Annotated in this window: 7 protein-coding genes; 5 read left to right on the top strand and 2 right to left on the bottom strand. The window is 72.8% G+C overall.

Annotation, left to right across the window (positions count from 1 at the left end):
- Position 1 precedes the first annotated feature (1 nt).
- From ACYQ77_RS36325 to ACYQ77_RS36310, 4 genes are read left to right on the top strand one after another with little or no spacing between them, the layout of a single operon-like run.
- Positions 2-14,020: a protein-glutamine glutaminase family protein gene (locus tag ACYQ77_RS36325; protein WP_459719942.1), complete on the top strand. Its 14,019-nt coding sequence runs from the start codon at positions 2-4 to the stop codon at positions 14,018-14,020.
- Between the two features lie 53 nt (positions 14,021-14,073).
- A complete protein-coding gene (locus tag ACYQ77_RS36320) occupies positions 14,074-17,439 on the top strand; it encodes a hypothetical protein (protein ID WP_459719940.1) in 3,366 nt (1,121 codons plus the stop codon).
- Positions 17,440-17,456: 17 nt separating this feature from the next.
- Complete coding sequence (locus ACYQ77_RS36315; protein ID WP_459719937.1) at positions 17,457-18,305, top strand: hypothetical protein; 849 nt, start codon at positions 17,457-17,459, stop codon at positions 18,303-18,305.
- Entirely contained in the window at positions 18,290-21,283 is a 2,994-nt protein-coding gene (locus ACYQ77_RS36310) for an AAA family ATPase (protein WP_459719934.1), read from the top strand. The genes ACYQ77_RS36315 and ACYQ77_RS36310 overlap by 16 nt, the downstream gene beginning before the upstream one ends.
- Before the next feature lie 458 nt (positions 21,284-21,741).
- Here the strand turns inward: ACYQ77_RS36310 and ACYQ77_RS36305 are convergent, their stop codons facing one another.
- Both ACYQ77_RS36305 and ACYQ77_RS36300 read right to left on the bottom strand, forming a co-directional pair.
- Positions 21,742-22,263 (bottom strand): sigma-70 family RNA polymerase sigma factor, encoded by a 522-nt coding sequence (locus tag ACYQ77_RS36305; protein ID WP_459719932.1) that lies wholly within the window; start codon positions 22,261-22,263, stop codon positions 21,742-21,744.
- 140 nt (positions 22,264-22,403) lie between these two features.
- Positions 22,404-24,314, bottom strand: coding sequence for an Hsp70 family protein (locus ACYQ77_RS36300; protein WP_459719929.1), 1,911 nt, complete (start codon positions 24,312-24,314; stop codon positions 22,404-22,406).
- Between the two features lie 196 nt (positions 24,315-24,510).
- On the opposite strand from ACYQ77_RS36300, the gene ACYQ77_RS36295 reads away from it, so the two are divergent.
- Positions 24,511-25,041 (top strand): histidine kinase, encoded by a 531-nt coding sequence (locus tag ACYQ77_RS36295; RefSeq protein ID WP_459719926.1) that lies wholly within the window; start codon positions 24,511-24,513, stop codon positions 25,039-25,041.
- Positions 25,042-25,546: the final 505 nt, after the last annotated feature.

Below are 25,546 nucleotides of genomic sequence, written 5' to 3'. Positions count from 1 at the left end.
GATGGCCATGATGGTCAGCCCGGAAGTGGCGAAGCTGTTCCAGGTGCTCACCGGCGAGGAGTGGCCGGACGCCAACGAGGACCAGCTGCGCGCTCTCGCGGCGGAGTGGGCGATGGGCGCTCAGGCCCTCGGGGACCAGCTCGGTCCCGGCCTGAGCGCCGCCGTCCACGCCATCAGGTCGGAATGGGCGGGGGAGGCGGAACGCGCCTTCGCCGCCCGCGTGGCTCCGTTCATCGAGGGCGACAACTACATCGCCGCCGCGGCGCAGCTGTTCAAGAGCCTGTCCGACTACCTGCTGAAGCTGGCGCAGGACGTCGAGTACATGAAGCTCGTGTCGATCTACTCGCTGATCGCACTGCTGGCGGAGATCGCGCTGGCCATCGCCATGTCCCCGTTCACCGGCGGCGCGTCGATGGCGTGGCTGGCGGCACGCATGGCCGTGGTCCGGTTCCTCCTGCAGAGCCTGCTGGGCAGGCTGCTCATCCAGTTGCTGCAGGCCGCTGTGTTCGGCATCGCGTTCCAGCTGCTCATCGACGCGGCCGCCCAGGCCACCCAGTTCGCGATGGGCACCAGGACGCAGTGGGACACCGACAAGACGGCGAACGCCGCGGGCGTCGGTGCCATGGGGGCAGCGCTGGCGCCGTTCATGGGCGGGCTGGGCAAGGTGCTGTCGGCCGGCCTGACCAAGTTCCTGAACACGTACTTCAGCAAGGTCTTCGGCAACCAGTGGCAGAAAAAGCTGCCGGAGATCATCACCGAGATAGGCACGGAAGCCTTCCACGAGACCCTCACCGAGGCGCTGTACAAATACGCCACCGAGGGCGAATTCGAAATGAACCCCTACGCGGCGACGTCCGGCGCCGCGTCGGGCGCGGGCAGCGCCCTCGGCGACGGTATCGGCAAGTTCGTGTTCGACGTGAAGCCCGGCCCTGGCGGCGGTTCTGGTGGCGGGTCTGGTGCTGGGCAGAACCAGCCGCCGCCTATCGACACGCGGGGTGATCCTGGCGGTGGGCCGGGAGCGGGTAATGGTCCCGGCAACGGGGTGGGCAACGGACCCGGCCCGGGCAACGGCTCTGGGCCGGGGTTTGGCAACGGCCCGGGCAACGGCTCTGGGCCGGGGTTTGGCAACGGCCCGGGCAACGGCTCTGGTCCGGGGTTCGGCAACGGCCCGGGCAACGGGTTTGGGCCGGGGTTCGGCAACGGCTCGGGCAACGGGTTTGGGCCGGGCAATGGCTTCGGCAACGGTCCGGGCGACGGTGATGGTTCTGGGCCGGGCAATGGCGCTGGACCGGGCAACGGGTTCAACGATGGCCCGGGGAACGGGTTCGGCAACGGCCCGGCGAATGGCGTGGGGAACGGGCCGGGCAATGGCTTCGGCAATGGCCCCGCGACCGGATCCGGCAACGACAATGGCCCGGTCAACGGTCCCGTCGACAGCAATGGATTCGGCAGTGGGAACGGCTCCGGCAACAGCACGAGTAATGGCCCGGCCCCGGTCCCGTTCGGCGGCCAGCCCGGCGGCAACGGTTTCACCCAGGACAACCCCCGCGGCCTGAACAACCCGGGCCCGGGCAACCAGACCCCGACCTGGACCGACACGATCGCAGGCCCCAACCCGCCGGCGAACTCGTCTCCGGTCACCACCCCGTCAACGGTCCCGCCGCCGATGGACCAGCCGACGACCGGCTCCGAACGGCCCCCGGCGGCGCAGACGCAGCCGTCGGCCGTGGACGGGTCGAACGTGCCGGTTCAGGAGTCGCCGGGTCTCGGGCAGACCAGCCCGGAGGGCCCGCAGCCACAGGGCCAGAACTCAACCGGCTCCGGTCAGTTCGACCCGCAGCCCGGGTCGGGGGAGATGCCGGGCCAGGGTTCGCCGAGTCCCAGTCAGTCCCATCCGCAGTCGGGTCTGGGAGAGGTGTCGGGCCAGCACTCGCCAGGTGGGGACCAGGTCGGCTCGCCTGGTCAGGATTTGCCGGGTGCCGGTCAGTCCCATCCGCAGCCGGGTTTGGGTGGGGTGCCTGGTCAGGATTCGCCGGGTGGGAGCCAGGTGAACTCGCCTGGTCAGGGTTCGCCGGGCCTCGGTCAGCCCGCCCCACAGCCGAGTCTGGGGGAGGTGCCGGGCCAGCACTCGCCAGGTGGGAACCAGGTCAACCCGTCTGGTCAGGGTTCTCCGGGTGCCGGTCAGTCCAATCCGCAGCCGGGTCTGGAGGAGGTGCCGGGTCAGGACTCGCCGGGCGAAAGCCAAGTCAACCTGCCTGGTCAGGGATCGCCGGGCCTCGGTCAGCCCGATCCGCAGTCGGGGCAGGACTCGCTCGGTTTGGGGCAGCCGAACCCGCAGCCGGGCCAGGATTCGTCGGGGTTCGGGCAGCCATCGGGCAATGGCGGGACGGACCAACCCGCGCCGCCAAGCCGGGAGCCGTCCGTCGGCGACCAGTCGAACTCGCAGTTGCTGACCGATCCGAGCCAGGCGTCACCGAAGAACGACTCGTCGCAGCAGCCGCGGGGCTTCCCACTTGACGGTAACGGGCAGCAGACGAACCTCCCGCCGGCCGGCCAGGACAGCAGGCCACAGGCCGTGGATCCGCTGACGCGACAACCGCTGTCGGAGCAGCAGAACCCGTCGACGCAGCAGCCACCTCCGCTCGTCGGCGGACAGCAGCCGGTGGCGGGCAGTCAGAACAACGGCCCCCAGCCGACGACATCCACGACGCCGCCCACCACGTCGACGCCCCAGCCCGCGCCGAAGCCTCCGCGACCCGACTCGCCCACCCCGAAGACGACCCCGAGCACGAGCGCTCCGAAGTTGCCCCCGGTTCGGCCGAACACGGCCCAGCAGGCTGTGGCCACCCTCGGTGCCGACACCCACACTGCCCCGGCGGAGACCCACGAGCTGGTCACCAACCCTGTTCACACCAACCCGCCGCCCGTTCGCACCAATTCGCAGGGCAAGGGGCCGGAGAGCAAGAAGCCCGAGGTCGATGCTCCGGAGAACAACGGAGAGCAGATCAGCACCCAGGGCAAAGGCCCCGAAGGCAAGCAGCCCGAGACCAAGGGCTCGGACAACAACGGCGACCAGAACAACACCGAGGGCAACAGCCGAGAAGGCAAGGGTCCGGAAGGGCAACAGAGCAACTCCACCATCCCACAGGGCAACCAGTCCGAAGGCGATGGCCCGGAGAGCAAGGGCCCTGAAAGCAGCGGCGAGCAGAGCACGAGCGCGAAGGACAAAGGCCCGGAAGGCAGGCAGCCAGAGAGCAAGGGCGAGCAGAACACCGCCAACGAGACTCCCCAAGGCAAGAGGCCCGAAGGCGACGCTCCGCAGGGTAAGAAACCCGAAGGCGCTGAAAGCAAGGGACCGGAGACCAAGAGCGAGCCGAGCAACATCAGGAGCGAGACTCCGCAGGGCAGTACGCCGGAAGGCAAGGGCCCGACGGACAGCGCGGAGCAAAGCAACACCAAAGGCGAGACGCCCCAAGGCAACACTCCGCGGGGTAAGCAACCCGAAGGCAAGGCGCCCGAAAACAAGGGGCCGGAGACCAAGAGCCCGGAGGCCAAGAGCGAGCAGGGCAGCACCAAGGGCGAGATTCCGCAAGGCAAGAAGCCGGAGGGCAGGGCGCCGACCGACAACGGGGAGCCGAGCAACACCAAGGGCGAGACCCCGCAAGGAAAGAAGCCCGAAGGCAGGGCGCCGACCGACAACGGGGAGCCGAGCAACACCAAGGGCGAGACCCCGCAAGGAAAGAAGCCCGAAGGCAGGGCGCCGACCGACAACGGGGAGCCGAGCAACACCAAGGGCGAGACCCCGCAAGGAAAGAAGCCCGAAGGCAGGGCGCCGACCGACAACGGGGAGCCGAGCAACACCAAGGACGAGACCCCGCAAGGCAAGAAGCCGGAGGGCAAGGGTCCGACCGACAACGGCGAGCAGAGCAACACCAAGGACGAGACCCCGCAAGGCAAGAAGCCCGAAGGCAAGGCGCCGACCGACAACGGCGAACAGAGCAACACCAAGAGCGAGACACCCCAAGACAAGAAGCCCGAAAGCTCAGACCAGAACAACAACGGAGACCAGAACAGCAACAACACCCCAACCCCGGCCGACATCCAGGCAGCCACAGCCGACGCGCGGGACCGGGTAGCCGTAGCGCTAGGCGCGGCGCGGGCCGCGTACAACCAGGCGCGCAGCCAGCTGCCCGCCATCGCGCGGGCGGTGCGGGACGCGCACGGTGCCGTCCTCGGGACGAGTGACGCCGTGGCCCGGGCCCAGCAGCGGCTGCGGGACGCCCGTCAGCACCGGTCGGATCTGCGGCAGCAGCTGATCAACCGCCGGCAACGGCGCGGCAGCACCCCGATCACCGACGTCGAGAGTGCGATCGCCGGTGCGGTGCGGGCCGTGAACACGGCACGGGCCGACCTGGCCGCCACCCAGGCATCCCACACCGCCGCCACTCGTGCCTACAACGACGCTCTCGACGCGCAGAACTCCGCCGTGCAGGCCGTGACCGGCGCCGGGAACGCCGTGCGGACCATCGCCGACCAGCTGACCATCGCCAACAACGCCGTCGCGAACAACCAGCCGGCGGCTGCGCGGGGCGCCGAGAACACGGCCGACAGCAACCGGGACGTCGCGAAGCGGGCCGTGACCACCGTGGCCGACGCGGTGACCGCCGCCACCGAGGCTGCCAAGCAGGGCGGGGTGGAGAAGGCCATCACCCAGCTCTCGTCGCTGCCGCCGCGGTCGGAGTTGACGATCGACACGCTCGGGTCGCTGAACGACGTCGCAGGCATGCTCGCCGGGCTCGCCGGTGTCACGACCGACTCGGTCCACACACAGCTCACGAACCTCGGGACGGACGGGCTCGCGAACGCGATCAACAACGGCTCGCTGACCATCAGCACACCGAGCGGGCCCGTCACCGTCGACCTCCGCGCCGACCTGCACCGGCCGGTGGACACCCGTTACACACCAGTGCACACGCAGCCGGGCACCACGTCCCACGACAGCTCCGCGGAGAACACGAACCCGCTCAGCTCGTCCACCTCGAGCAGCATGCCGCTGCGCATCCCGGTGCTGTTCATCAGCCCCATCGACGCCGCGGGTGGCGCGATCCGGCCGATGGTCTACGTCGGCGGTGTCGCGAAACGCGCCCAGAAGTTCGACTCCGGCACCACGTCGAGCAGCAGCACCACCAACCAGCAGACCTACGTGCCGACGACGATGTCCATCACCGCGAACCTGCCCGGTGGGCCGCAGGCGACGGCGACCGTCGACACCGGGCTGCGGCTGCCCACGATCACCCGCACGAACGTCCTCACCCCCAACCCGGTGCCCGCACCCGCGTTCACCTCGCTCACCCCGGCGCCGGTGACCGTGCCGCCGTCGTTCGTGCCGCACCTCGGCAGCTCCGCGAACGCCGCGCAGACCCTGCACGACAACCTGCTCACCCCGAACAACAACCCCGCCCAGGTCGACGTGAACGGCACCACCGTGACCGTCACGCCCACCGCACCGCCGACGATCACGCTCGTCGGCACCACCGGCGTCGACCACTCGCACTCGAACAGCCACTCCAACAGCTGGTCCACCACGCGCGGCAGCGACGCCACGTTCGGCGCCGGGCTCTACGGCGGCCTCAAGGGCTGGTTCGTCGGCGGCTTCACCGACTTCAGCACCGGCGCCACCGACGGGACCAACCCCGCCAACGAGCACTCCACCAGCCACTCCACGAGCGACACCGAGCTGGTGTACCGCATCGACCGGCCCATGCGCGTCGGCGACGGCGACGGCGTGCGGGACACCGTGTCGAGCACTGTTCAGGTGCCCGTCCCGCTCGCCCGGTCCCTCGGCCTCGCCCTCCCACCGCACCTCACCGGCACCCAGCCGGTCGACCCCGCGGGGAACCGGCCGACCACGTACTGGTTCGGCAAGGACGCGATCACCTCGGTCAACACGACCGACGTCGTGCGCGACCTGTCGCAGGGGCTCAGCCCCGACGGGCAGGCTGCGGTGGCGGCCAAGTTCGGCTCCCAGAACGGCGCCCGGGACGCCATCTACAACGCCATGCACGGCGGCGACCAGGTCACCTGGCAGGAAGGCGGCCGCACCCACTTCCTCGACATCATCGCCCGGCCCGTGCCGCCGAACACCACCGCACCGTCCTCGCTGACCGACTCCGGCGCCGAGGACAAGAACGCCGACCAGTACCGCCGCACCTACGACTCGAAGCGGTCCGCCCGGTTCGGCGTCGGCGGCGCGCACCTGTTCACCGGCACCGACAGCCCGAACCCCAACCCGCCGAAGGCCACCCCGGAGGCCGGGCTCCCGAACCCGTACCAGGGTGGCCCGACGACCTCCGGCGGCCTGCCCCGCGCCGGGATCACCGCCACCTGGGAGGGCGGGTACGCCAACAAGTCCGGCTACACCGGCAAGGACGGGCGCGCCAGCAAGTACGACGGCGACCTGCGCGACTTCACCGGCGACGTCGAGTTCATCACCTCCCACCGCTCCACCAAGACCCCGAACTGGGCGCAGCGGTTCTTCTTCGGCGACCGGCAGCTGTTCGGGCCGGCCGCCGAGCACCGGTTCTCCGGGCCCTGGAAGTCCGACATCGACCACGTGCTGGCGGGCAACCCGTCCGGCCACGCCGACCTGAACACGGTCACGGTCACCGGCGCGATCGACGTGGCGACCGCGTCGGACAAGCTGGGGTGGGCGACCAGGCCCCTGCCGCCCAGCACCATGAACCCCGGCATCTACCTCGGCGCGCCGCCCGCGGCGGCGCCCAGGATCGACGCGGCCGGCCTCGGCGACTACACCAACGTCGAGCACGTGTACGTCACGCCCAACACCACCGAGGGCGTGTACATCGCGATGGCCAAGCGGGTCGAACCCACGCCGGGCACCACGCCGAGCGCCACCCGCACCCCGCCGGCCGGCTCCGGGAACTGGTCGACGTGGGGTCAGCAGCAGTTCACCGAGTCCAGGACCAACCCGGACGGCACGCCGAAGACCTACACCTACAAGAACTCCGAGCTCACCAGGCCCGGCACCACGTCCAACGACGCGATCCGCGACTTCGTCGGGCAGGCGGGCAGCCGGGGCACCGCCACCCAGGGGATCGGCGGCGCGCCCAAGAGCACCGGGCGGATGGTGCAGACCGGCAGGCTCACCGACTTCAACGGCGAGCTGAAGGCGAAGGTCGACTACTCGTCGCCGCGGCTCGTCGACATCCGGCCGAACGGGACGCTCAAGCGCAACCAGGCCGGCGACCACGTCACCGGCAGCACGAAGTCCACCGCCATCGGCGTCGACGGCGAGATCAGCCTGGGCTACGCGTCCAAACGGGACGGCCGGATCGGCGCGCTGCTGCGCGGTGTGTTCGGCGGTGGCTGGAAAGGCGGCAGCAGCCACGCCGTCGACCTGACGAGCGGCGCCAAGCACGCCTACGAGTACAAGGGCCCCACCGCGTTCGTCGCGCTCGACGCGCGGTACACCTACGAAGCGGACATGAACATCCGCAACGTCATCAAGACCAAGCCGTTCACCCCGCTGCCGGTCACCGTCGACCAGCCGAACGGTGTGGTGGTCGAGATGCCGGTCGCGCACGCGATCGACCTGTTCACCGCGCTCGGCATGCCGGTGCCGCCGGACCTCGCCGGCGCGCTGCCCGACGCGAAGGACCCGATCGCCAACCCGGCGCAGACACTGCTGACCGGCGACGGGTACGCGTCCTACAGCGACACCGCGGTCGTCGACGCCAAGGTGACCGCCGGGACCGACCAGATCGGCGCCACACTGGACGCGCTCGGGGTCACCAGCGCCAAGTGGCGGGCCGACATCACCGGCCAGATCGACACGATGCTGAACAGCCCGAGCGGGCACGTGTGGCTGAAGGACGTGCTCGTCGGCGGTCAGGGCCACGGCGGCGTGATCTCCGTGCCGAACTCGAACATCGGGCTCGAGGACGTCGTCGACATCCGCGTCACCGCTGTCGAGTCGAACCGGCCCCACACCGGTCCGCCCGCCCGGCCGATCGTCCCGGACAAGCAGAGCAACGCGGACTACGTCTCGTCCTCGGTGCAGGACAAGAAGAGCAACGCCTACAGCGTGGCGGCCGCGCTCGAGGTCGGGTTCAACAGCCGCGAGGTGCCGTCGGTCCCGCCGGGACAGCCCGGCGCCGACGGCACCGTCCAGCAGGCGCAGCCGAACGCGGGCGCGTCGAGCGGGGCGTTCACGCCGCAGGTGTTCGGCGGCAGCAAGACGAGGAAGACCGACGAGGTCCTGCCGGGGAGCGGCAGCGACAAGGTCAACACCCAGGTCGACACCGACAAGGTCGGCAGGACCAGCCACGAGGTCGACTACCGGCTGACGTTCAGCCGCCGCCGCGTGCCGATGCCGGTGTTCGACACGCCGCTGCTCGGGGTGCCCAGCCAGTTCGACATGAACCGGACGGCGCCCGCGATCACGCTGCAGGGGTCGGTGGACCTGCTGTCGCCGGGCGCGGACGCGTCGCCGCCACTGACCCGGCCCGCCGCGCCGCCGACGTTCGACGTGCTGCCGGGCCGGCCGCCGCGGCCCACGCCGATGTTCGGCCCGACGGGCGGGTGGCGCGTCGAGGCCATCGGCGCCGGCACGGCCAAGGCGATCCACGACGCGCTGTACGCCCAGCTCGGCAACCAGAAACTGCCCGCGGGGCCGGTGCCGCAGGCCCGGATCGACACGGCCGCGAACACCACGTCGAGCTACACGCGGCCCGGCGGCAACGCCGAGTACGTCGCGCACGCGATGACGAAGGGCTCGTCGCTGCACAGCGGCTCGAACGCCATCTTCACCGGCGACAAGTACCACACCGAGAACGTCATCGGCGCCAAGAACACCTTCCACGACACGCTGTTCGACTACGGTTTGACCGCGGACTTCGATCCGAACAGTTTCCGCTTCGTCCGGGCGCTGCCGGACGGCACGGAGATGAACCTGTCGCAGGAGCACGAGACCGGCGACCCGCAGGGCACGTCGACGACCGTGTCCACGAGCTACGGGCCGTCGCTGCCGTTCTTCGCGGGCGCCACCACCAACACCGGGGCCGCGGGCCCCACCACGGTCGGCACGGGCCCGCCGGTGTCGGAGACCATCGGCAACGACGTCACGACCGCGACGTCGTCGAAGACGGGCGGCACCGACGGCGTCAAGTACACCGGCCGGTCGTACCTGTTCCTGGCGAACGCCGACTTCTACAGCGACGTCACCCGCAAGGGTTCCAACTGGACCCACTCGGCGGTCGAGTCGGTGCGCAACGTGTTCACCGACCGGCCCGACGCGCACACGGTTGTGAAGATCGGGTCCCGGGACGACCTGCATGTGCGCGTGTGGGAGCAGGAGGCGCTCGACAAGGGCCTCATCACCATCGCCGACGTGTGGCAGCACGGCGGCAAGCAGGCACCGGCCGGGTTCACGGTGACCGGCGACGCCGTGGGCGGGATCCTCCACCCTGTCGGCGACCCGGCGCCGGTCCCGGCCCCGGCGGACGCGCCGCGCGGCCGGACCCTGCACGTGGCGCCCGGTGTGTCGGCAAGGGACGTGCGGGATTTCGTCGCCACGCTGCCGAGGGACATGCGTCCGGCCGCGTACACGGTGGACCCGACGTCGACGCTCACCCCAGACGACATCCACGCTGCCGTCGACGACCTGCCGGACCCGCCTTCGGCCACGACCCCGCCGGACACCGGCAACTCGGGTTCGAGCAGCTCGAACGACTCGGGCACCCAGCCGGAGCACAACAACGGCAAGGGCCCAGCTGAGGACCCTGAGGCGAAGGGCAAAGGCCCGGCCGACAGCCCTGAGGGGAAGGGCGAGGGTCCGGCTGAGAGTCCCGAGGCGAAGGGCAAGGGTCCGGCGGACAGCGCCGAGTCGGAGGGCAACGGTCCGGCGGACAGCGCTGAGGCGGAGGGCGAGCGTCCGGCTGAGAGTCCCGAGGCGACAAGCAAGTCCGACGATCCCGAGTCGAGGGGCAAGGGTCCGGCGGACAGTGCCGAGTCGGAGGGCAACGGTCCGGCGGACAGCGCTGAGGCGGAGGGCGAGCGTCCGGCTGAGAGTCCCGAGGCGACAAGCAAGTCCGACGATCCCGAGTCGAGGGGCAAGGGCCTGGCGGACAGCGCCGAGCAGAAGGGCACGGATCCGGCCGAGCGGTCCGAGGCGAAGGGGAAGGAGCCAGCCGAGAAACCCGAGGCGAAGGGCAAAGGCCCGGCCGAGAGGCCCGAGTCGAAGGGCGAGGAGCCAGCCGAGAGCCCCGAGTCGAAGGGCAAGGGTCCGGCCGACCGCCCCGAGCCGAGGGGCGAGGGGCCGGTTGACAGCACCGAGTCGAAGGGCAAGGGACCGGCCACCGGGTTCACGCCCGACCCGGTGGACGTCGGGGGCAAGGGGCCGGACCTCTCCCGGAACCCGCAACCGCACGAAGGGCGGCAGGGGGCCGAGCCAGGTGGGCGGAAGCCGCAGCCGTCCGGGAGTCGACAGGTGCGGGATCCGCATGACCCCGCGTGGGAGGCGCGCGTCGACGACGCGCGGGACGTGCTCACGAACCTTCCCCGCGACACGCAGCAGCGGCTGTTCCAGGACGCGTCGACGATCGTCAGCGGTGGGCACCAGACCGTGCTGTTCGTGGGGCGGCCGACCGCGGAGCAGATCGCGCGGCAGGAGTTGCTCGACCAGATCCGTGACGTCGTCATGCTGGACCTGCACCAGAACGGGCCCGAGTCCGCGCGGCAGACCTCCAAGGACCTCGGTACGGAGTTCGGCACCACTCGCACCAGTGGCCTGCCCGGCGGTGCACCGCAGCCGGCGCCCGCACCGGTCGGGGAGTCGTCCGGGCAGGCCAACGTGGACCTCGGGGACTTCCTGACCCCGCGACTGCCGACGCCGACCCAGCCCCACGCCACCCCGCCGCCGCTGGCAAGCACCACGACGTTGGCGAGGGCCAACGAGTTCTACGACCAGCTGGCGACGGCCACGTTCCACCATCCGACGGACGGGCCGTTGCCGATCCCGACCCAGCACCCGGAGGACGGCTGCTACATCCGAGCACACCTGTGGGCACAGCAGATCCGCGAGTGGGGTGTGGACGTCAAGAAGGTGTTCATCGGGCGCAACGGGAACGACCTGGTCACGCAGTCGGAGAACGCGTTCGGCGCCACCAGGGGCAACCCTCGGCCGGTGACCTGGCGGTACCACGTCGCGCCGTTGATCAGTATCGACCTGGGGAACGACGGGCCGCCGTTGGAGGTCGTGCTCGACCCGGCGATGGGCAAGGGTGTCGTGCCAGTGCGGAAGTGGCTGGAGATGGCCGGGGTCACCGACGGGTTCAACGAAGTCGATCTGTACGACGCCAAGCCCCTCTCCGCCGATCAGGGGCCGCTCGGGCCGAACGAGACCCGGCTGCTCATCACCGATCCGCGTGCGGTGTCGCCGCCGTGGCTGGACAGTGCGTTCCCCGCCTCGTTCGAGGAGGCCAGCACGCTGGTGCAGTCGTGGCACGAGCGGACCCGCGAGTACAGCATCGAGGCCACGGAACGGCAGCAGTTCCGCGACTGGCACGCCGCGCTCCCGGACGACGCGCGCGGCCGGTTCAACACCCTCAACGACACGATGACCGACGCGAGCCGCCGTGACTTCCACGACTGGTTCCGCAGCCTCAGCCAGCAGGAGCGGGCCGACCTCGCAGGCAAGCTCGGCAACGCGGACACGACCGTCGCCGACCTGGTGCCGAACTGGGACGATCGGGTGAACTCGGCGCGCAACCAGCTCGGCAAGCTGCCCGAGGACGCTTACACCACCGCGAAGAGCGCGGCCGACCTGATCGTCATGATGCACCACGACCTGACCCAGGTGGACGACGCCAGGAAGGCGCTGCTCGACAAGATCACCGACATGGTCGCCTACCGGCACCACAAGGAGGGCTTCGACAAGGCGTGGGAGCTGTCGCAGCGGCTCGCCACCGAACACGGGACCGGCCCGCGGGCAGGCGACGCGATGAACCTCGACACCACGGACTGGTTCACCGGCCTCGACACCACGCTCGCGCCCATCCCGGTCACCGGCGACACCGCCGCGACCGCACCCGCGCTGCCCTGGGACGACACCGACCCGACCGACCTGTCCTGGCTGAACTTCGACCCCAATGACCTGACCGGGCTCACGATCGACCCGGCCTTCCTGGACGGGTTCACCCTGGACCCCAACGATCCGAGCGGCCTCACGGTTGACCCGAACACGCTGGGCGGAACCACCTTCGACCCCAACGATTCGAGCGGGCTGACGGTTGACCCGAACGCGCTGGGTGGAAGCGCCTTCGCTTCCAACGATTCGAGTGGGCTGACGGTTGACCCGGCGGCGCTGGGCGGAACCACCTTCGACCCCAACAATCCGGGCGGGGCCATGGTGGACCCGGCGGCGCTGGGCGGAAGCACGCTCGCTTCGAATGGCGGGTTCACGGTTGATCCGAGCGTGCTGGGTGGAAGCACTTTCGCTTCGAACGGCGGGTTCACGGTCGATCCGAGCGTGCCGGGCGGAACCGCCTTCGCCTCGAACGATTCGGGCGGGTTCACGGTTGACCCGAACTTGTCGGGCGGAACCGCCTTCGACCCGAATGCGTTGGGGGGAAGCACCTTCGACCCGAACTTCTTGACTGGAAGCACCTTCGACCCGAACGATCCGGGTGGGTTCGCGATCGACCCGAACACCCGGGGCGGAACCACCTTCGACCCCATCGCGTTCGACCCGAACGCGATGGGTGAGTTCGCCGGTCCGAACCTGTTCGGACCCGGCGCGGATCCGTTCACCGTGCCGGGGTTCGACAACCCGGCCACCACGTCCGACAGCACCGCGGACACCGGGCCGGGCAAGCGGAACCGTGACGCGTTCCAGGCCGACGGTGGTCCGGTCACCGGCATCCAGCCGCGCCCCGCGCCGCCCGCCCCGGGGTCCCTCGACCCGGGCGCAACCGGCCAGCCGGGACCCGGCTCCACCGACCGGATCGGCGGCGCGTTCGAGCCCCAGGACACCGGCGCGCCGCACGAGAACGACACCACCCACACGCCCGCGGAATCGGGCCCCCGCAAGCGATCCCGCGACGACTTCGAGGCCGACGGCCCCTCGACCACCTACGAACCACCCGCGACCCGGCCCGTATCGGAACAGCTGGTGCCGCCGTCCCCGGCCGATGTCGACGCGCTGCGTGCGGTCGTGCCGGCCGGCGCGCGGTTCACCGACCCGGCCGCGTTCGCCGCGCTCGTCAACGGCTCGCGGACCGAGCTGGGCCGCGACGTGAACTGCGTCGACGCCGCGCTCGCCTTCCACGAGACCTGGCACGGCACGCCGCGCGTCGCGGGCAGCGCCCCTGGCGGTCCTGCCAGCGGGGCGACCGCGGCCGCCGAGGAGCTGGGGTACGCGCCGGAGCTCGTCGGGCGCGGCGCGGACGGTGTGGCGGAGGTGATCGAGCGGGTCCGCCGGGGCGGCCACGGGTCGGACGCGCTCGTGTTCGGGTTCCCGCGCACGGGCCGGGGGCACGCGTGGAACGTGGTGAACCACCACGGCGTGCTGTCCATCGTGGACAGCCAGGCGGGCACGGTCCGGCCAGCGGAGCCCGGTGCGCTGCCCGGCCTCGACCGCGTCTACGCGATCCCCCTGAACGCGGACAACGAGTTCATCGCCGGGACCGGCGCCCCGCCGCCCGCGGCGCCGTCGGGCACCGACCCGTACGCGGTCGCCGAGCACGAGCGCGCCGTCCGGGTGCACGAGATGCGCACGGCAGCGGCGGCGGGGGAGGAGATCCCCGTGCCGGAGACCGGCAGCGGCAGGCTCGTGCCCTCCCTCGGCGGGTTGCGGCTCGTCGGCACGACCGTGACCGCGGCGCTCGCGGCCGAGCTGGCCACGATGACCGGCCGGGACGTGATCGCGCTCGTGATCGGGCCGGACGCGGAAGAACCCGAACCGCTGCGCTTCACGCCGACCGGACGGCCGCTCCCCGTGTGAGTGAACTCTTTCCGGCGTCCCGGCCGTGTCAGGGATGAGTGGGAGGAGGCCGCGTGGAGATCACCGTGGAGCGGGTCCGGCACGCGCTGGTCGTCGGCAGGCTGGACGCCGACGGCGCCGCTGTCGTGCTGGCCGCGAACCTGCCACCGAAGCGGGACCGCACGTTCGTCGTCGTCGGCGCCTCCTCCGTCGACGCGATGCGGCGGCTCGACCCGTGGGTGGTCGCCGACCTCGCCGACGAGGTGCGTGGCGACCTGTGCGTGGTGGCGCCCGGCTTCGGGTCGATGGGCCCGGACGGGACCCTGCCGCCCGCCCGCCTCCTCGCCGACCGGCTCGGTGTCGAGGTCACCGCCGCCGACGGCGACCCGGTTGGGCTCGCCGACGGCAGTGTGTTCGTGCCCGGCCCGGCCGCGGGCTGGGTGTCCTACCGGCCCGGCGGCAGGCGCACCCGCGTCGGCGCCCGGTTCCCCGCGCCGTGGTGGCAGGACGGGCTGCCGGAGGAAGCCGAGCACCTCACGCACGTGCCGGTCGGGCTGTGGCTGCGCGCCCCGGGCGGCGACGCGCGGCCCGGCGACCCGCTGCTGCGGCAGGTGCCCGACCGCGACCGGCTGTACGTGGTGCTCGGCGCGCCCGGTGAGCAGCCGCCGCCCGGGGAGACCGTGACCGAGGTGCTGCGTGCGCTGCCGGACGAGGCACGCGACCGCGCCGTCCTCGCCTGGTACGGCGCCGCGGGACAGGCGGGCGAGCTGGTCCGCGCGGTCGCCGACGCGCTCGGCGCGCCGGTGCGGGTGGCGCACGGGGTGCCGGGCGACGGCGGCCTCGTGCACGTCGACGAACACGGCACGGCTCGCTGGCGGCCCTTCGCGGTGGAGAGCGTGTACCGGCCGGGCGGGGCGCGGCCGGTGCTGGACCGGTGGGTGGCGCCGCCGCGCCTGCCCATGGTCGAGCCGGGGTCGTTCCGGCTGGTGCCGGGCTGGCGCGTCGACGTCGTGCCCCGCGGCCTGGTCGTGCGCCCCGACACCGTGCCGCCCGACCCCGCGGTGCTGACCGCGCTCGCGGTCGAGACCGGGCCGACCGCCGACATCGTGTTCGCCACCGACGGCCCGGTGCCCGGCGCCGTGCTCCCCGCCCTGGACCGCCTCGTCCGCGAGCTGCCCGCCGACACGAAGGCGGCGCTGCGCATCCTGCCCGTCGACGAGGCCGCCGCGGCGGCGCTCACCGGTGCCGAGGCCGCCGACCACGTCGCCGCCGCCACCACCCTCCTCGACGGCACCGCCCCGGAACGGGAGCACGCCGTGCCGCCCGTCGGCCGGGTCGTCGTGACCGCGGACGGGCGGATCCTCCCCGAGGAACCCATCCTCGCCACCCCCGCGCCCCGCGTGGTCGTCACGGCACCCGTCGCCCTGCCACCCGAGCCGCCGGCGCCGACCGCGGCACTGGACATCCAGAACGGCGTGCTCGTCGTCGCCGACGAGGTCGACGAGGAGGAGCGCGCGTTCGACGCCGTCGCGCCGGAGCACGCCGAGGAGGAGGCCGCGGCACCGGAGTTCCTGGCGTCCGCCGACCCGCCCGCGGACCCGGAGCCGGTGGTGGACGGGTTCGCGCCCGCCATCGGACCGGTGGTGGACGCCACCGCCGTGCCGGACGAGACCGCCGGGTTCGTGTCGTCTGCCCGTCCGGCCGAGGATGCCAGGAGTGAGCCCGTTGGGTTCGCGTCGTCCGTCCGCCCGGCGGAGGATGCCCGGAGCGGGCCCGCCGGGTTCGCGCCGTCTGCCCACCCGGCCGAGGTCGCCAGGAACGGGCCCGCTGGATTCGCGGCGTCCGCCCACCCGGCCGAGGATGCCCGGAGTGAGACCGCTGGGTTCGCGGCGTCCGTCCGCCCGGCGGAGGATGCCCGGAGCGGGCCCGTCGGGTTCGCGTCGTCTGCCCACCCGGCCGAGGTCGCCAGGAGTGAGCCCGTCGGTTTCACGGCGTCGGCCGCGCCCGGCGCGCCGGGCGGCGAGCCCGCGGCGGAGCGGCCGGTCGACCAGCCCGTGGTCGCCAGGAGTGAGACCGCTGGGTTCGCGGCGTCCGCCCACCCGGCGGAGGACGCCAGGAGTGAGACCGCTGGGTTCGCGGCGTCCGTCCGCCCGGCGGAGGATGCCAGGAGTGAGCCCGTCGGGTTCGCGTCGTCTGCCCGCCCGGCGGAGGATGCCAGGAGTGAGCCCGTCGGGTTCGCGTCGTCTGCCCACCCGGCCGAGGTCGCCAGGAGCGGGCCCGCCGGTTTCACGGCGTCGGCCGCGCCCGGCGCGTCGGTCGGCGAGCCTGCGGCGGAGCGGCCGGTGGACCAGCCCGTGGTCGCCAGGAGTGAGACCGCTGGGTTCGCGTCGTCTGCCAGCCCGGCGGAGGTCGCCAGGAGCGGGCCCGCCGGTTTCACGGCGTCGGCCGCGCCCGGCGCGTCGGTCGGCGAGCCCGCGGCGGAGCGGCCGGTGGACCAGCCCGTGGTGCCCGCGGCGGTGGCGCCCGCCGTCGCGACCGCCGAGGAGGACTCCCACCTCGCCGATCTGGCCAACGTCGCCGCCGCGGGCACCACCGGCGGCATCCCCAGCGTCGCCGCGGCCACGGCGGTGCCCGCGATCGTGCCGGCCGCCCAGCCCGAGCAGGCGCCGGAACCCGCGCCCGTCGCGTCCGTCGCCGGGCTGCTGCCCGGCCGGGAACCCGCGCGGTCCCCGGTGCGTGGCGCGGCGATCGAGGTGCCCGAGAACGCGCGCAGCACGGTCGCGCAGCGCCGCGCCATGCGGGCCAAGCTCGGGTCGCGCTACGACGTCGCGACCCGCGCGGTCACCCGGCTGCTGTCGGAACGGCCCGGCCTGCGGTTCGGCGCGGGCGACCACGCCGCACTGCTCGCCGAGCTGGCCGTCGTGCGCGTGTTCGCCGACGACCCGGCGGGCGACTACGACACCGACTTCTACGTGTGCCTCGCCGACGGCCTGCGCAGGCTGCCGACGGCCCGCGCCGTGGTGGTGCGCGGCATCCCGGAGGGCACCGACGCGCGGCCCGGCGCGGTGCTCCGCCTGCCCGCGCCGCTGGTCGCCGCGCCCGCCACCGCGCCGGAACCGGTCGGGCCCGCCGAGGCCCTGATCTGGACGACCACGGCCCGCCGCCTCGACGGGCTGCTCGACGACCCGCCGCCGCCCGACCCGGACGGTGACGAACCACCCGCGCCGAGGAGGGGCGCCGACGTGGTGCTCGCCGGGCACACCCGCCTGCGGGTGCTCGCGATCGCGCCCACGCCGGTCCGCCGTGTCCTGCTCGCCGAGGACGGCGCCGCGTCGGACGCGGCGCTGACCCGCCTGCTCGCCGCCGCCGCGGCCCGCGAGGAGGCCGTGGCCACCACCGACACCAGCCGTTGGTTCGGCGCACTGCCGGCCGCGGGCTGAGCGGAAAGGGGAGGACCGTGGATCAGCACCGGGAGTTGCTCGCGCTGGCGGGAAGCGTGCCGGACGGCTGGCTCCTCATCGCGCGGGAGGCGCTCGCCGACGGCGACCTGCCGCGGCTCGGCGCGTTGCTCGACGTGCTGCCCTCGGGGAGGGCGACGCCCGGGAAGCACACGTTCGCGCCGGAGCCCGGCGGCTACGAGAAGACCGACCGGACCCTGGTCGCCGCCGTCCGCACGCAGGCCGACGCCTGCTGGGCCACCACGCGGGACGGCACCCACCGCGTGTACCTGGTGCAGGCCAAGGCGGACGCGGACCTGCCCGCGGTGACCGCGGTGGCGCAGAAGGCCCTGTCCCGCCTCGAGGACACCCCCAAGGTGGAGGTGTTCGGCCCGGACACCGAGCTGCCCGGCTACCACGAGCGGGCGCTGCTCGCGGCCACGCTGCTGTGGTCGGCGACGCCCGGCCCGGACGTGCACGTCGCCCGCGCGTTCGACGGGGCCGGAGTGCGCGGCCCCTGGTTCGCGCTCGACCACGAGCTGGTCGTCGACCCGGCGGAACGCGGGCGGCTGCTGCGGTTCCTGGCAGGCGGCGAGGTCGTGCTCGCCGCCGCGGGCAGGATGACCGACGTCGTCTCCGGCGCCGCGGGCGCGGTCCCGGCAGGCCTGCGCACCGACGGCACCTGGGTGTGGTCCGACGCGACCGGCTACTACCTCGACCGCTACCAGCTCGCACCCGATCCCCGGCTCGCGGTCCACGCCATGGCGACCGCCCCGTCGGGTGCCCGGATCTCCCCACTCGCCCGCCACCACGTGCGCGTGGCGCTGACCCCGACCGACCAGGAGGGCCCGACGTGGCGAGCAGAATGACCGGCGTGCGCTCCGTGCTCGGGGTGTCCCCGACCGAGCCGGACTGCTACCGCACCATCGGCGACGCGATCAGCGCGGCACGCGACGGGGACGTGATCTCCGTGCGCCCCGGCGTGTACCCGGAGTCGATCGTGCTCGACCGGGACATCACCCTGTCCGGCTCCGGCACCCCCGGCGACGTGCGCGTCGAGTCGGTCGGCGAGCCCGTGCTGCGGGTGACCGTCGAGCACGTCGAGGTGTCCGGGATCGAGTTCGCGCACCGGGACGGCGAGGTCGCGGTCGACCTGCGCACCGGGGCGCTGCGCCTGGACGAGTGCGTGATCACCGCGCGGTCCGAGGTGGCGGTGGTGGCGCGCAAGGACGCCCAGCTGCGGGCGGACGGCACGACCGTGCGCAACAAGGGCGGCGCCGGTGTGCTCGTCTTCGACGGCGCCAGGGCCGAGCTGACCGGCTGCACCCTGTCCGATGTGGACACCACGGCGGTGGTCGCGCGGTCCGGTGGCGCCGCGACGCTGCAGGACTGCGCGATCACCGGCGCGAAGGGCGCCGTGCTCGCCGCCGACCGCGGGGTCGTCGAGCTGCGGGAGTCCCGCGTCCGCGACATCACCGGCACCGCGATCGTCGTCGAGGAGCGCGGTGGGCTGACCGCCACCGGCACCGAGGTGTCCGATGTGGACGGCGTGGCCCTGCTGTCCGCGGGCGGGTCGCGGCCCGTGCTGCGGGACTGCCGGGTGCGTGACGTGACCGCGCAGGCGATCGTGGTGGTGCAGAACGCGTTCGTCGAGCTGGACCGCGTCACCGTCGACGGCGCGCGCGGCCACGCCGTGCAGGTGCTGGACGGGTCGGCCGGTGACCTCGCCGAGTGCGTGTTCACCGGCACCGGGCACGACGCGGTGGTCGCGGGCGAGGACGGCACGCTCCGCATGGCGGGCTGCGAGATCACCGGCGGCACCGGCAACGGCGTCGTGGTCGAGCGGCAGGCGCGGGCGACGGTGACCGACTGCCGCGTCGTCGGCGCGGCCGCCGCCGGGCTCACCGCACGCGACCAGGCCCGGCTCGTCGTCGCGGGCGGCGAGGTGCGGGAGTGCCAGTCCGGCGTGACCTGGCACGGGCACGCGGACGGCTCGATCGCGGGCTGCGTGGTCCGCGACAACCTCGGCGACGGCATCGCGGTCCTGTCCGACCAGGACGTCGAGGTCGGCGACAACGTCACCGACCGCAACCTCGGCGCCGGCACCCGCCTGCCCGCCGGCGCGGCACCACCCCGCGAGGAGGCCACACCGGACGAGAGGCCTGCGGACGCGGAGGAGCTGGAGGACCTGCTCGCCGAACTCGGTGAGCTCGTCGGGCTCGACGGCGTGAAGCGCGAGGTGGAGACCCTGGTGCGGCTGCACCAGATGTCCGAGCGCCGGGCGCGGGCGGGACTGCCGTCGCCGCCGTTGTCGCGCCACCTCGTCTTCACGGGCGCGCCCGGCACCGGCAAGACCACCGTGGCGCGGTTGTACGGGCGGATCCTCACCGCGCTCGGCGTGCTGAAGTCCGGTCAGCTGGTCGAGGTCGCGCGGCCGGACCTGGTCGCGTCGGTCGTCGGCGGCACCGCGATCAAGACCACCGAGATGTTCACCAGGGCCATCGGCGGTGTGCTGTTCATCGACGAGGCGTACACGCTGTCGCAGGGCGGCGGCAGCGGCGGCGGCCCGGACTTCGGCCGCGAGGCGATCGACACGCTCGTGAAGCTGATGGAGGACCACCGCGACGAGGTCGTGGTGATCGTCGCGGGCTACACCAACGACATGCGGTCGTTCCTCGCCGCGAACCCCGGCCTGTCGTCCCGGTTCTCGCGGACCATCGAGTTCGCCGACTACTCGTCCGCCGAGCTGGTCACGATTGTCGAGGGGCTGTGCCGCGGCCACGACTACCGGCTGGAGTTCGAGACCAGGGCCGCGCTGCACACGTACTTCACGAACCTGCCGCGCGACGCCGCGTTCGGCAACGGCCGCACCGCGCGGAAGGTGTTCGAGGAAATGCTCGGCAGGCAGGCGTACCGGCTGGCCGACGACCCCGACGCGGGCCACGTCGCGCTCACCCGGCTCCTGCCCGAGGACCTCGGCCCGCTGCCCGGTTCGTCGGTCGGCGCGGGTGCGGGACGGGTGGACGAGGAACGGATCGAGCAGCTGCTCGGGACGCTGCGCGGGCTCGTCGGCCTGGAGGAGGTCAAGGCCGAGGTGTCCGACATGGTCGACCTGCTGGCGTCCGCGCGGCGGCGGCAGGCGATGGGGCTGCCCGCGCCGTCGGTGAGCAGGCACCTGATCTTCGCGGGGCCACCCGGCACCGGCAAGACGACCGTGGCGCGGTTGTACGGGTCGCTGCTGGCCGCACTGGGGGTGCTGGCGCAGGGGCAGGTGACCGAGGTGGCGCGGGCCGACCTGGTGGGCGAGTACGTCGGCCACACCGCGCGGCGCACCACGGAGGCGTTCGACCGGGCGCGCGGCGGGGTGCTGTTCATCGACGAGGCGTACACGCTGTCGTCGAGCCGGGGCAGCGGGCACGACTTCGGCCGCGAGGCCATCGACACGCTGGTGAAGCTGATGGAGGACCACCGGGACGAGGTGGTCGTGATCGCCGCCGGGTACGAGCGGGAGATGGGCGGGTTCCTGGCGGCCAACCCCGGGTTGTCGTCGCGGTTCTCACACCGGGTGCGGTTCGCCGACTACACGCCGGACGAGCTGGTCACGATCGTCAACCAGCACGCCACGGCCGCCGGGTACGAGTGCACCGGGCCCACGGTTGCCGCGTTGCGGGCCCACTTCGCGAAGATGCGGCGTGGGGAGTCGTTCGGGAACGGGCGGTACGCGCGGCAGGTGCTCGACGAGGCCATCGCCCGTCATGCTCGGCGTACGCGCTCGTTGACCGAGCCCACCATGGACGATCTCTGCCTGCTGTTGCCCGAGGACGTCCCTCCGCCGCCTGCGGGGTGACGGGTTGCGGTTTCCGAGGGTTTCCCTGGTTGACCTTGTCGTGGGTTTCCCGCCGGGGGTTGTTCCCGTCCTGGGTTTGTCCTCGCCGGACGGGCGTCCTCGCCGGAGGGCGTCCTGCCGGACGGGCCTCCTCGCCGGAGGGGCTGGTCTCCGGGATGGCAGCGGGTTGGGCACGGGGTTGGTTTGGCAGGGACTGGTGTCCGTGGTGGTGCCTGCCATCCCGTCGACCTCCCACGGGCTATCACACCGCGTCAAGGGGGCCCGGGAGTTTGGGCATGGGGTTGGGTCGTGCTTCGGGCCCCCTTGACCCGGTGTGATCGGGCTTCGCCAGGTCGACGGGATGGCAGGCACCCCTCAGTGGGTGTTGGGGGCTTCGCCCGCTTCGCGGGTGGCTCGCCGGTGGCGAGCTTGATCAAGTGTCCCCCCACGGGATGCCGGGGGCCCGCATCGCGTTGGGGTCAGGCGGCTTCCAGTTGCCTGCCCGGGACGAGGGTGCGCAGTGCGCGCAACGCGTTGTGCAGCCGGGACTTCACCGTGCCCGCGGGTACGCCGAGCGCCTTCGCGGCGGAGGCGGCCGTGCGGTCGGCGTAGTAGACCTCCACGAGGGTGTCGCGGTGGACCGGGGACATCCGGTCCAGGATCGCGCTCACCACGACCCTCGTCTCCACCTCGTCGCTCGCCGGGGGCAGGACGGCGGTGTACTCGAGGTCCTGGTCGGGCAGCTCGACCTCGGTGGGCCGGGCACGCCTGCCGCGGTGCTGGTCGACCGCGATGTTGTGCGCCACCCGCATCAGCCAGCCGCGGACCGAGCCGTGGTTCTCGGTGAGCCGGTCGAGGTTGCGCCACGCCCGCACCCACGTCTCCTGCACCACGTCCTCGGCCGCGTGCCGGTCACCGCCCGTCAGGCGGTTCGCGTAGTTCTGGAGAGCCGCGCCGTGGGCTCTCATCACCGCGTCGATGCTGACCCCGCTGCCGGCCATGTCCCGACCTCCCCGTCTCGCGTGCGCTTCGAGGAGAAGCGTCGCGCCGGCGGACGGCGAAGTCGCTGGGGCTTTCCCTCCGGGTCAGGGGGTTATCCCGCGTCACGACGTAGGGATAACCCCCCTTGACCAACCCTGCGTCACGACAGGGCGGAGCAGGGTGTGGCATCCGGGTCATCCGCGGCGCCGGGAACCCAGCGGATGTCACGGAACGTCACGTCGAGCGGTCCCTGGGAGTAGACGAGGAACGGCGTGTTCACCATGGCCTTGTCGAGGCCGGCCGCGGTGAAGCACGTCAGCGGGATGGTGACCTCGGTGCTCGTGCCGGACGGCAGGCCCCGGAACAGCTCGGTGGCGTCCAGCTCGGCGCCGCACGGGTAGCGGCAGTGCGCGGCCAGCGACGTCGTGCCCGCGCCCGCGGAGTGCACGAACACGGAGAACCGCAGCGCGCCCCCGCTGTCCACGTAGGACGACAGGTCCTTCGTCGCGTTCACCGTCTGCAGGTACACCTGCGCGGGTTCGCCGCCGTGCCACGTGACCCGCAGCCCGTCGGCGATCCGCGCCGAGATCGCCGTGTGCGCCGCCGAGCCGCCGATCACCTCGGTGCCGTCCCACTTCTCCGGCGACGCGATGAACGCCCGGTACGGGCCGGCGAGGTCGTCGCCGAACACCGTCAGCGGCGTCGGCGGCGGGGGCGGCGCGTCCACCGACGCCTGCGCGGAACCGGTGCCCGGGGCGGCGATCGTGGCGGGCGGCGTGCTCGTGGACGTGCGGGTGGTCGTCGTCGTGGTGGTGGCGGTCGGGTGCTCGGTGCCGGTGGCCGCGTCGACGGTGTTCCCGTCGTCGCCGGCCATGATCAGCGCGGCGACGAGGGTGGCGACCACGACGAGCACCGCCGCGGCCGCCGGTACCAGCCAGCGGCGCCTGCTCCGCGCGGGCGCCACCACGGCGTCGACGACCGGTGGGGGCGCGACGGCGGGCGCGGGCCTGGTCAGCGCGGCGGCCGCGACGGTCGCCGCGCCGAGCGCGACGGTGAACTTCGGGTGCTGGGACACCCGCACCGGCTTCTCGAACTCGGCGAACACCAGCTGCGTCACGAGCGGGATCCGGGACGAGCCACCGGCGAGCAGCACCGCCGACAGGTCGTCGTCGCGCAGCCCCGCCGACGCGATCGTGCGCCGCAGCGCGCCGATCGTCAGCTCCACGGACGGCCGGATCGCGGCGTTGAAGTCCAGCCGCGTGACCGTCACCTCCCGCGGCCCGGACGGCAGCGGCACGGTCAGCGCCACGTCCGGCTCGGTGGACAGCTCGATCTTGGTGTGCACGCACAGCGCGCGGATGTCGGCGAGCGCGGCGGCCGCGGCCGGGTCGATCGGGTCGAGCCTGCTGATCGCGCCGTCGAGGCGTTCGTCGAGGTGGGCGACGAGGGCGTCGTCGAAGTCCATGCCGCCGAGGTGCTCGACGCCTTCCGGGGTGCCGAGGATCTCCATGGCGCCGGCGCGCATGCGCAGGACGGTGGTGTCCAGGGTGCCGCCGCCGAGGTCGTAGACCGCGACGGTCTCGCCGTCGCCGAGCGTGCGCTCGCGGCTGTAGTGCCGGGCCGCGGCCTCCGGTTCGGTGATCAGCTCGTAGTCGGTGATCCCGGCGAGCCGCGGCACCTCGGCGAACTGCTCGCGCCGGTACGGCCCCCAGATCGCCGGGCAGGTGAGCACGATCGACGCGGGCGGCCCGCCCATCGCCCTGGTCACCTGGCCGAGAACGTCGCGGAGCTGCGCGGCCATCAACGCGGCGGGGGAGTAGGCGGCACCGCCGAGCATGAGCGGCGTCGGGTCGCCGAGGCGGCGTTTGAAGCCGTGGGCGAGCCGGGCCGGGTTGCCTGCCGCGGCCTCGATGGCGGCGCTGCCGGTCAGCAGCTTCCCGTCCGCGGTGTGACAGGCGACCGCGGGCACCACGATGTCGTGCGACAGCGCGACCATGCGCGTACCGTCCACGTGGCTGACGGCGGCCGCGGTGAATGTGGTGCCCAGGTCGATACCGACCGCGTAGCGCACGACACCTCCCTGTGATCAGTCCCCGCGCCATCAAAGCAACCCCACGCAAGTCAAGTCAATCACAGATAATCGCAGGTTGATTACGGTGCGGAGCAACACGGGGCGGGGGATATCCCTACCCGGCGGGAGGGACCGCACCCTTGTCCCGCGGGCGCGCGCCGAGAACGCTGGCAGGGTGCGTGGTGTGGTCGGTTGGGTGCGCCGTCTGGGTGCGTGGTTGCCGGGGCTGCTCTGCCCGCCCGGCAGGGTGCACGTGCGGCAGCGGGTCGGTCTGGAAAGGACACTGCACGACGGCGCGGTCGCCGACATCTCGGTGCTGGCACTGGAACTCGGCATGATCTCCGCCACCACCGCCGACGCCAGGGTCGAGGAGAAGGTCGCCGTGGCACAGGAGCGGGTGCTCGCCATCCTCGAGAACCTCCGCCGCGTCGGCTCGGTGATCTACCCGCCCGTGCTGGCGAGCGCGGGCCTCGGCCCGGGCCTGCGCGCCGTGGCCGAGCACCAGGGCCTGCGGCTCCTCCTGCTCGACCTCCCGGCGGCCGAACTCGGCGCGGAAGCGCGGTCCCGCACGGGTCTGCTCATCGCGGACCACTTCCAGACGCTGGCCCCGGGCAGCGTGGTACGGGTACGCGTCCGCGGGCGCAGGCTCGTGCGCGTGCACATCACCGACCAGGAACCGGGCGCCGCCCAGCGCCGCGAGCACCGGGCGCTGCTCCGCTGCGCGTGACCGTCAGCCACCCCAGCCGAGGCGCGCAGCGCCCGAACCCCGCGAAGCGGGGCGAAGCCCCATAACCCCCTGAAGGGTGCCTGCCATCCCGTCGACCTGGCGAAGCCCGATCACACCGGGTCAAGGGGGCCCGAAGCACGACGCACCCACATACCCAAAGCCGCCGGGCCCCCTTGACGCGGTGTGATAGCCCGTGGGAGGTCGACGGGATGGCAGGCACCACCACGGACACCAGTCCCTGCCAAACCAGCCCCGTGCAAGACCCGCCGCCATCCCGGAGACCAGCCCCTCCGGCGAGGAGGCCCGTCCGGCAGGACGCCCTCCGGCGAGGACGCCCGTCCGGCGAGGACACCACCCCGGACGGCGAAACCCGGACGGCGAAACCCCGGACGGCGACCCGACAAGCCCGAAACACCACCAGCCGAAGAGAAGATCACCGGCCAAAGCCGGGTGCCGGAACCGGTTCCGGGAGGCCGTTCCGCCGCGGTGCGGGCAGACTCGGGCC

The organism is Actinophytocola sp. KF-1 (genome assembly GCF_054661535.1).
This window is presented reverse-complemented; position numbering and strand designations above follow the sequence as displayed.

Excerpts from the sequence above, each read along its gene's own strand:
- ACYQ77_RS36325 (WP_459719942.1), top strand. The coding sequence starts at position 2 with ATGGCCATGATGGTCAGCCCGGAAGTGGCGAAGCTGTTCCAGGTGCTC.
- ACYQ77_RS36305 (WP_459719932.1), bottom strand. The coding sequence starts at position 22,263 with ATGGCCGGCAGCGGGGTCAGCATCGACGCGGTGATGAGAGCCCACGGC.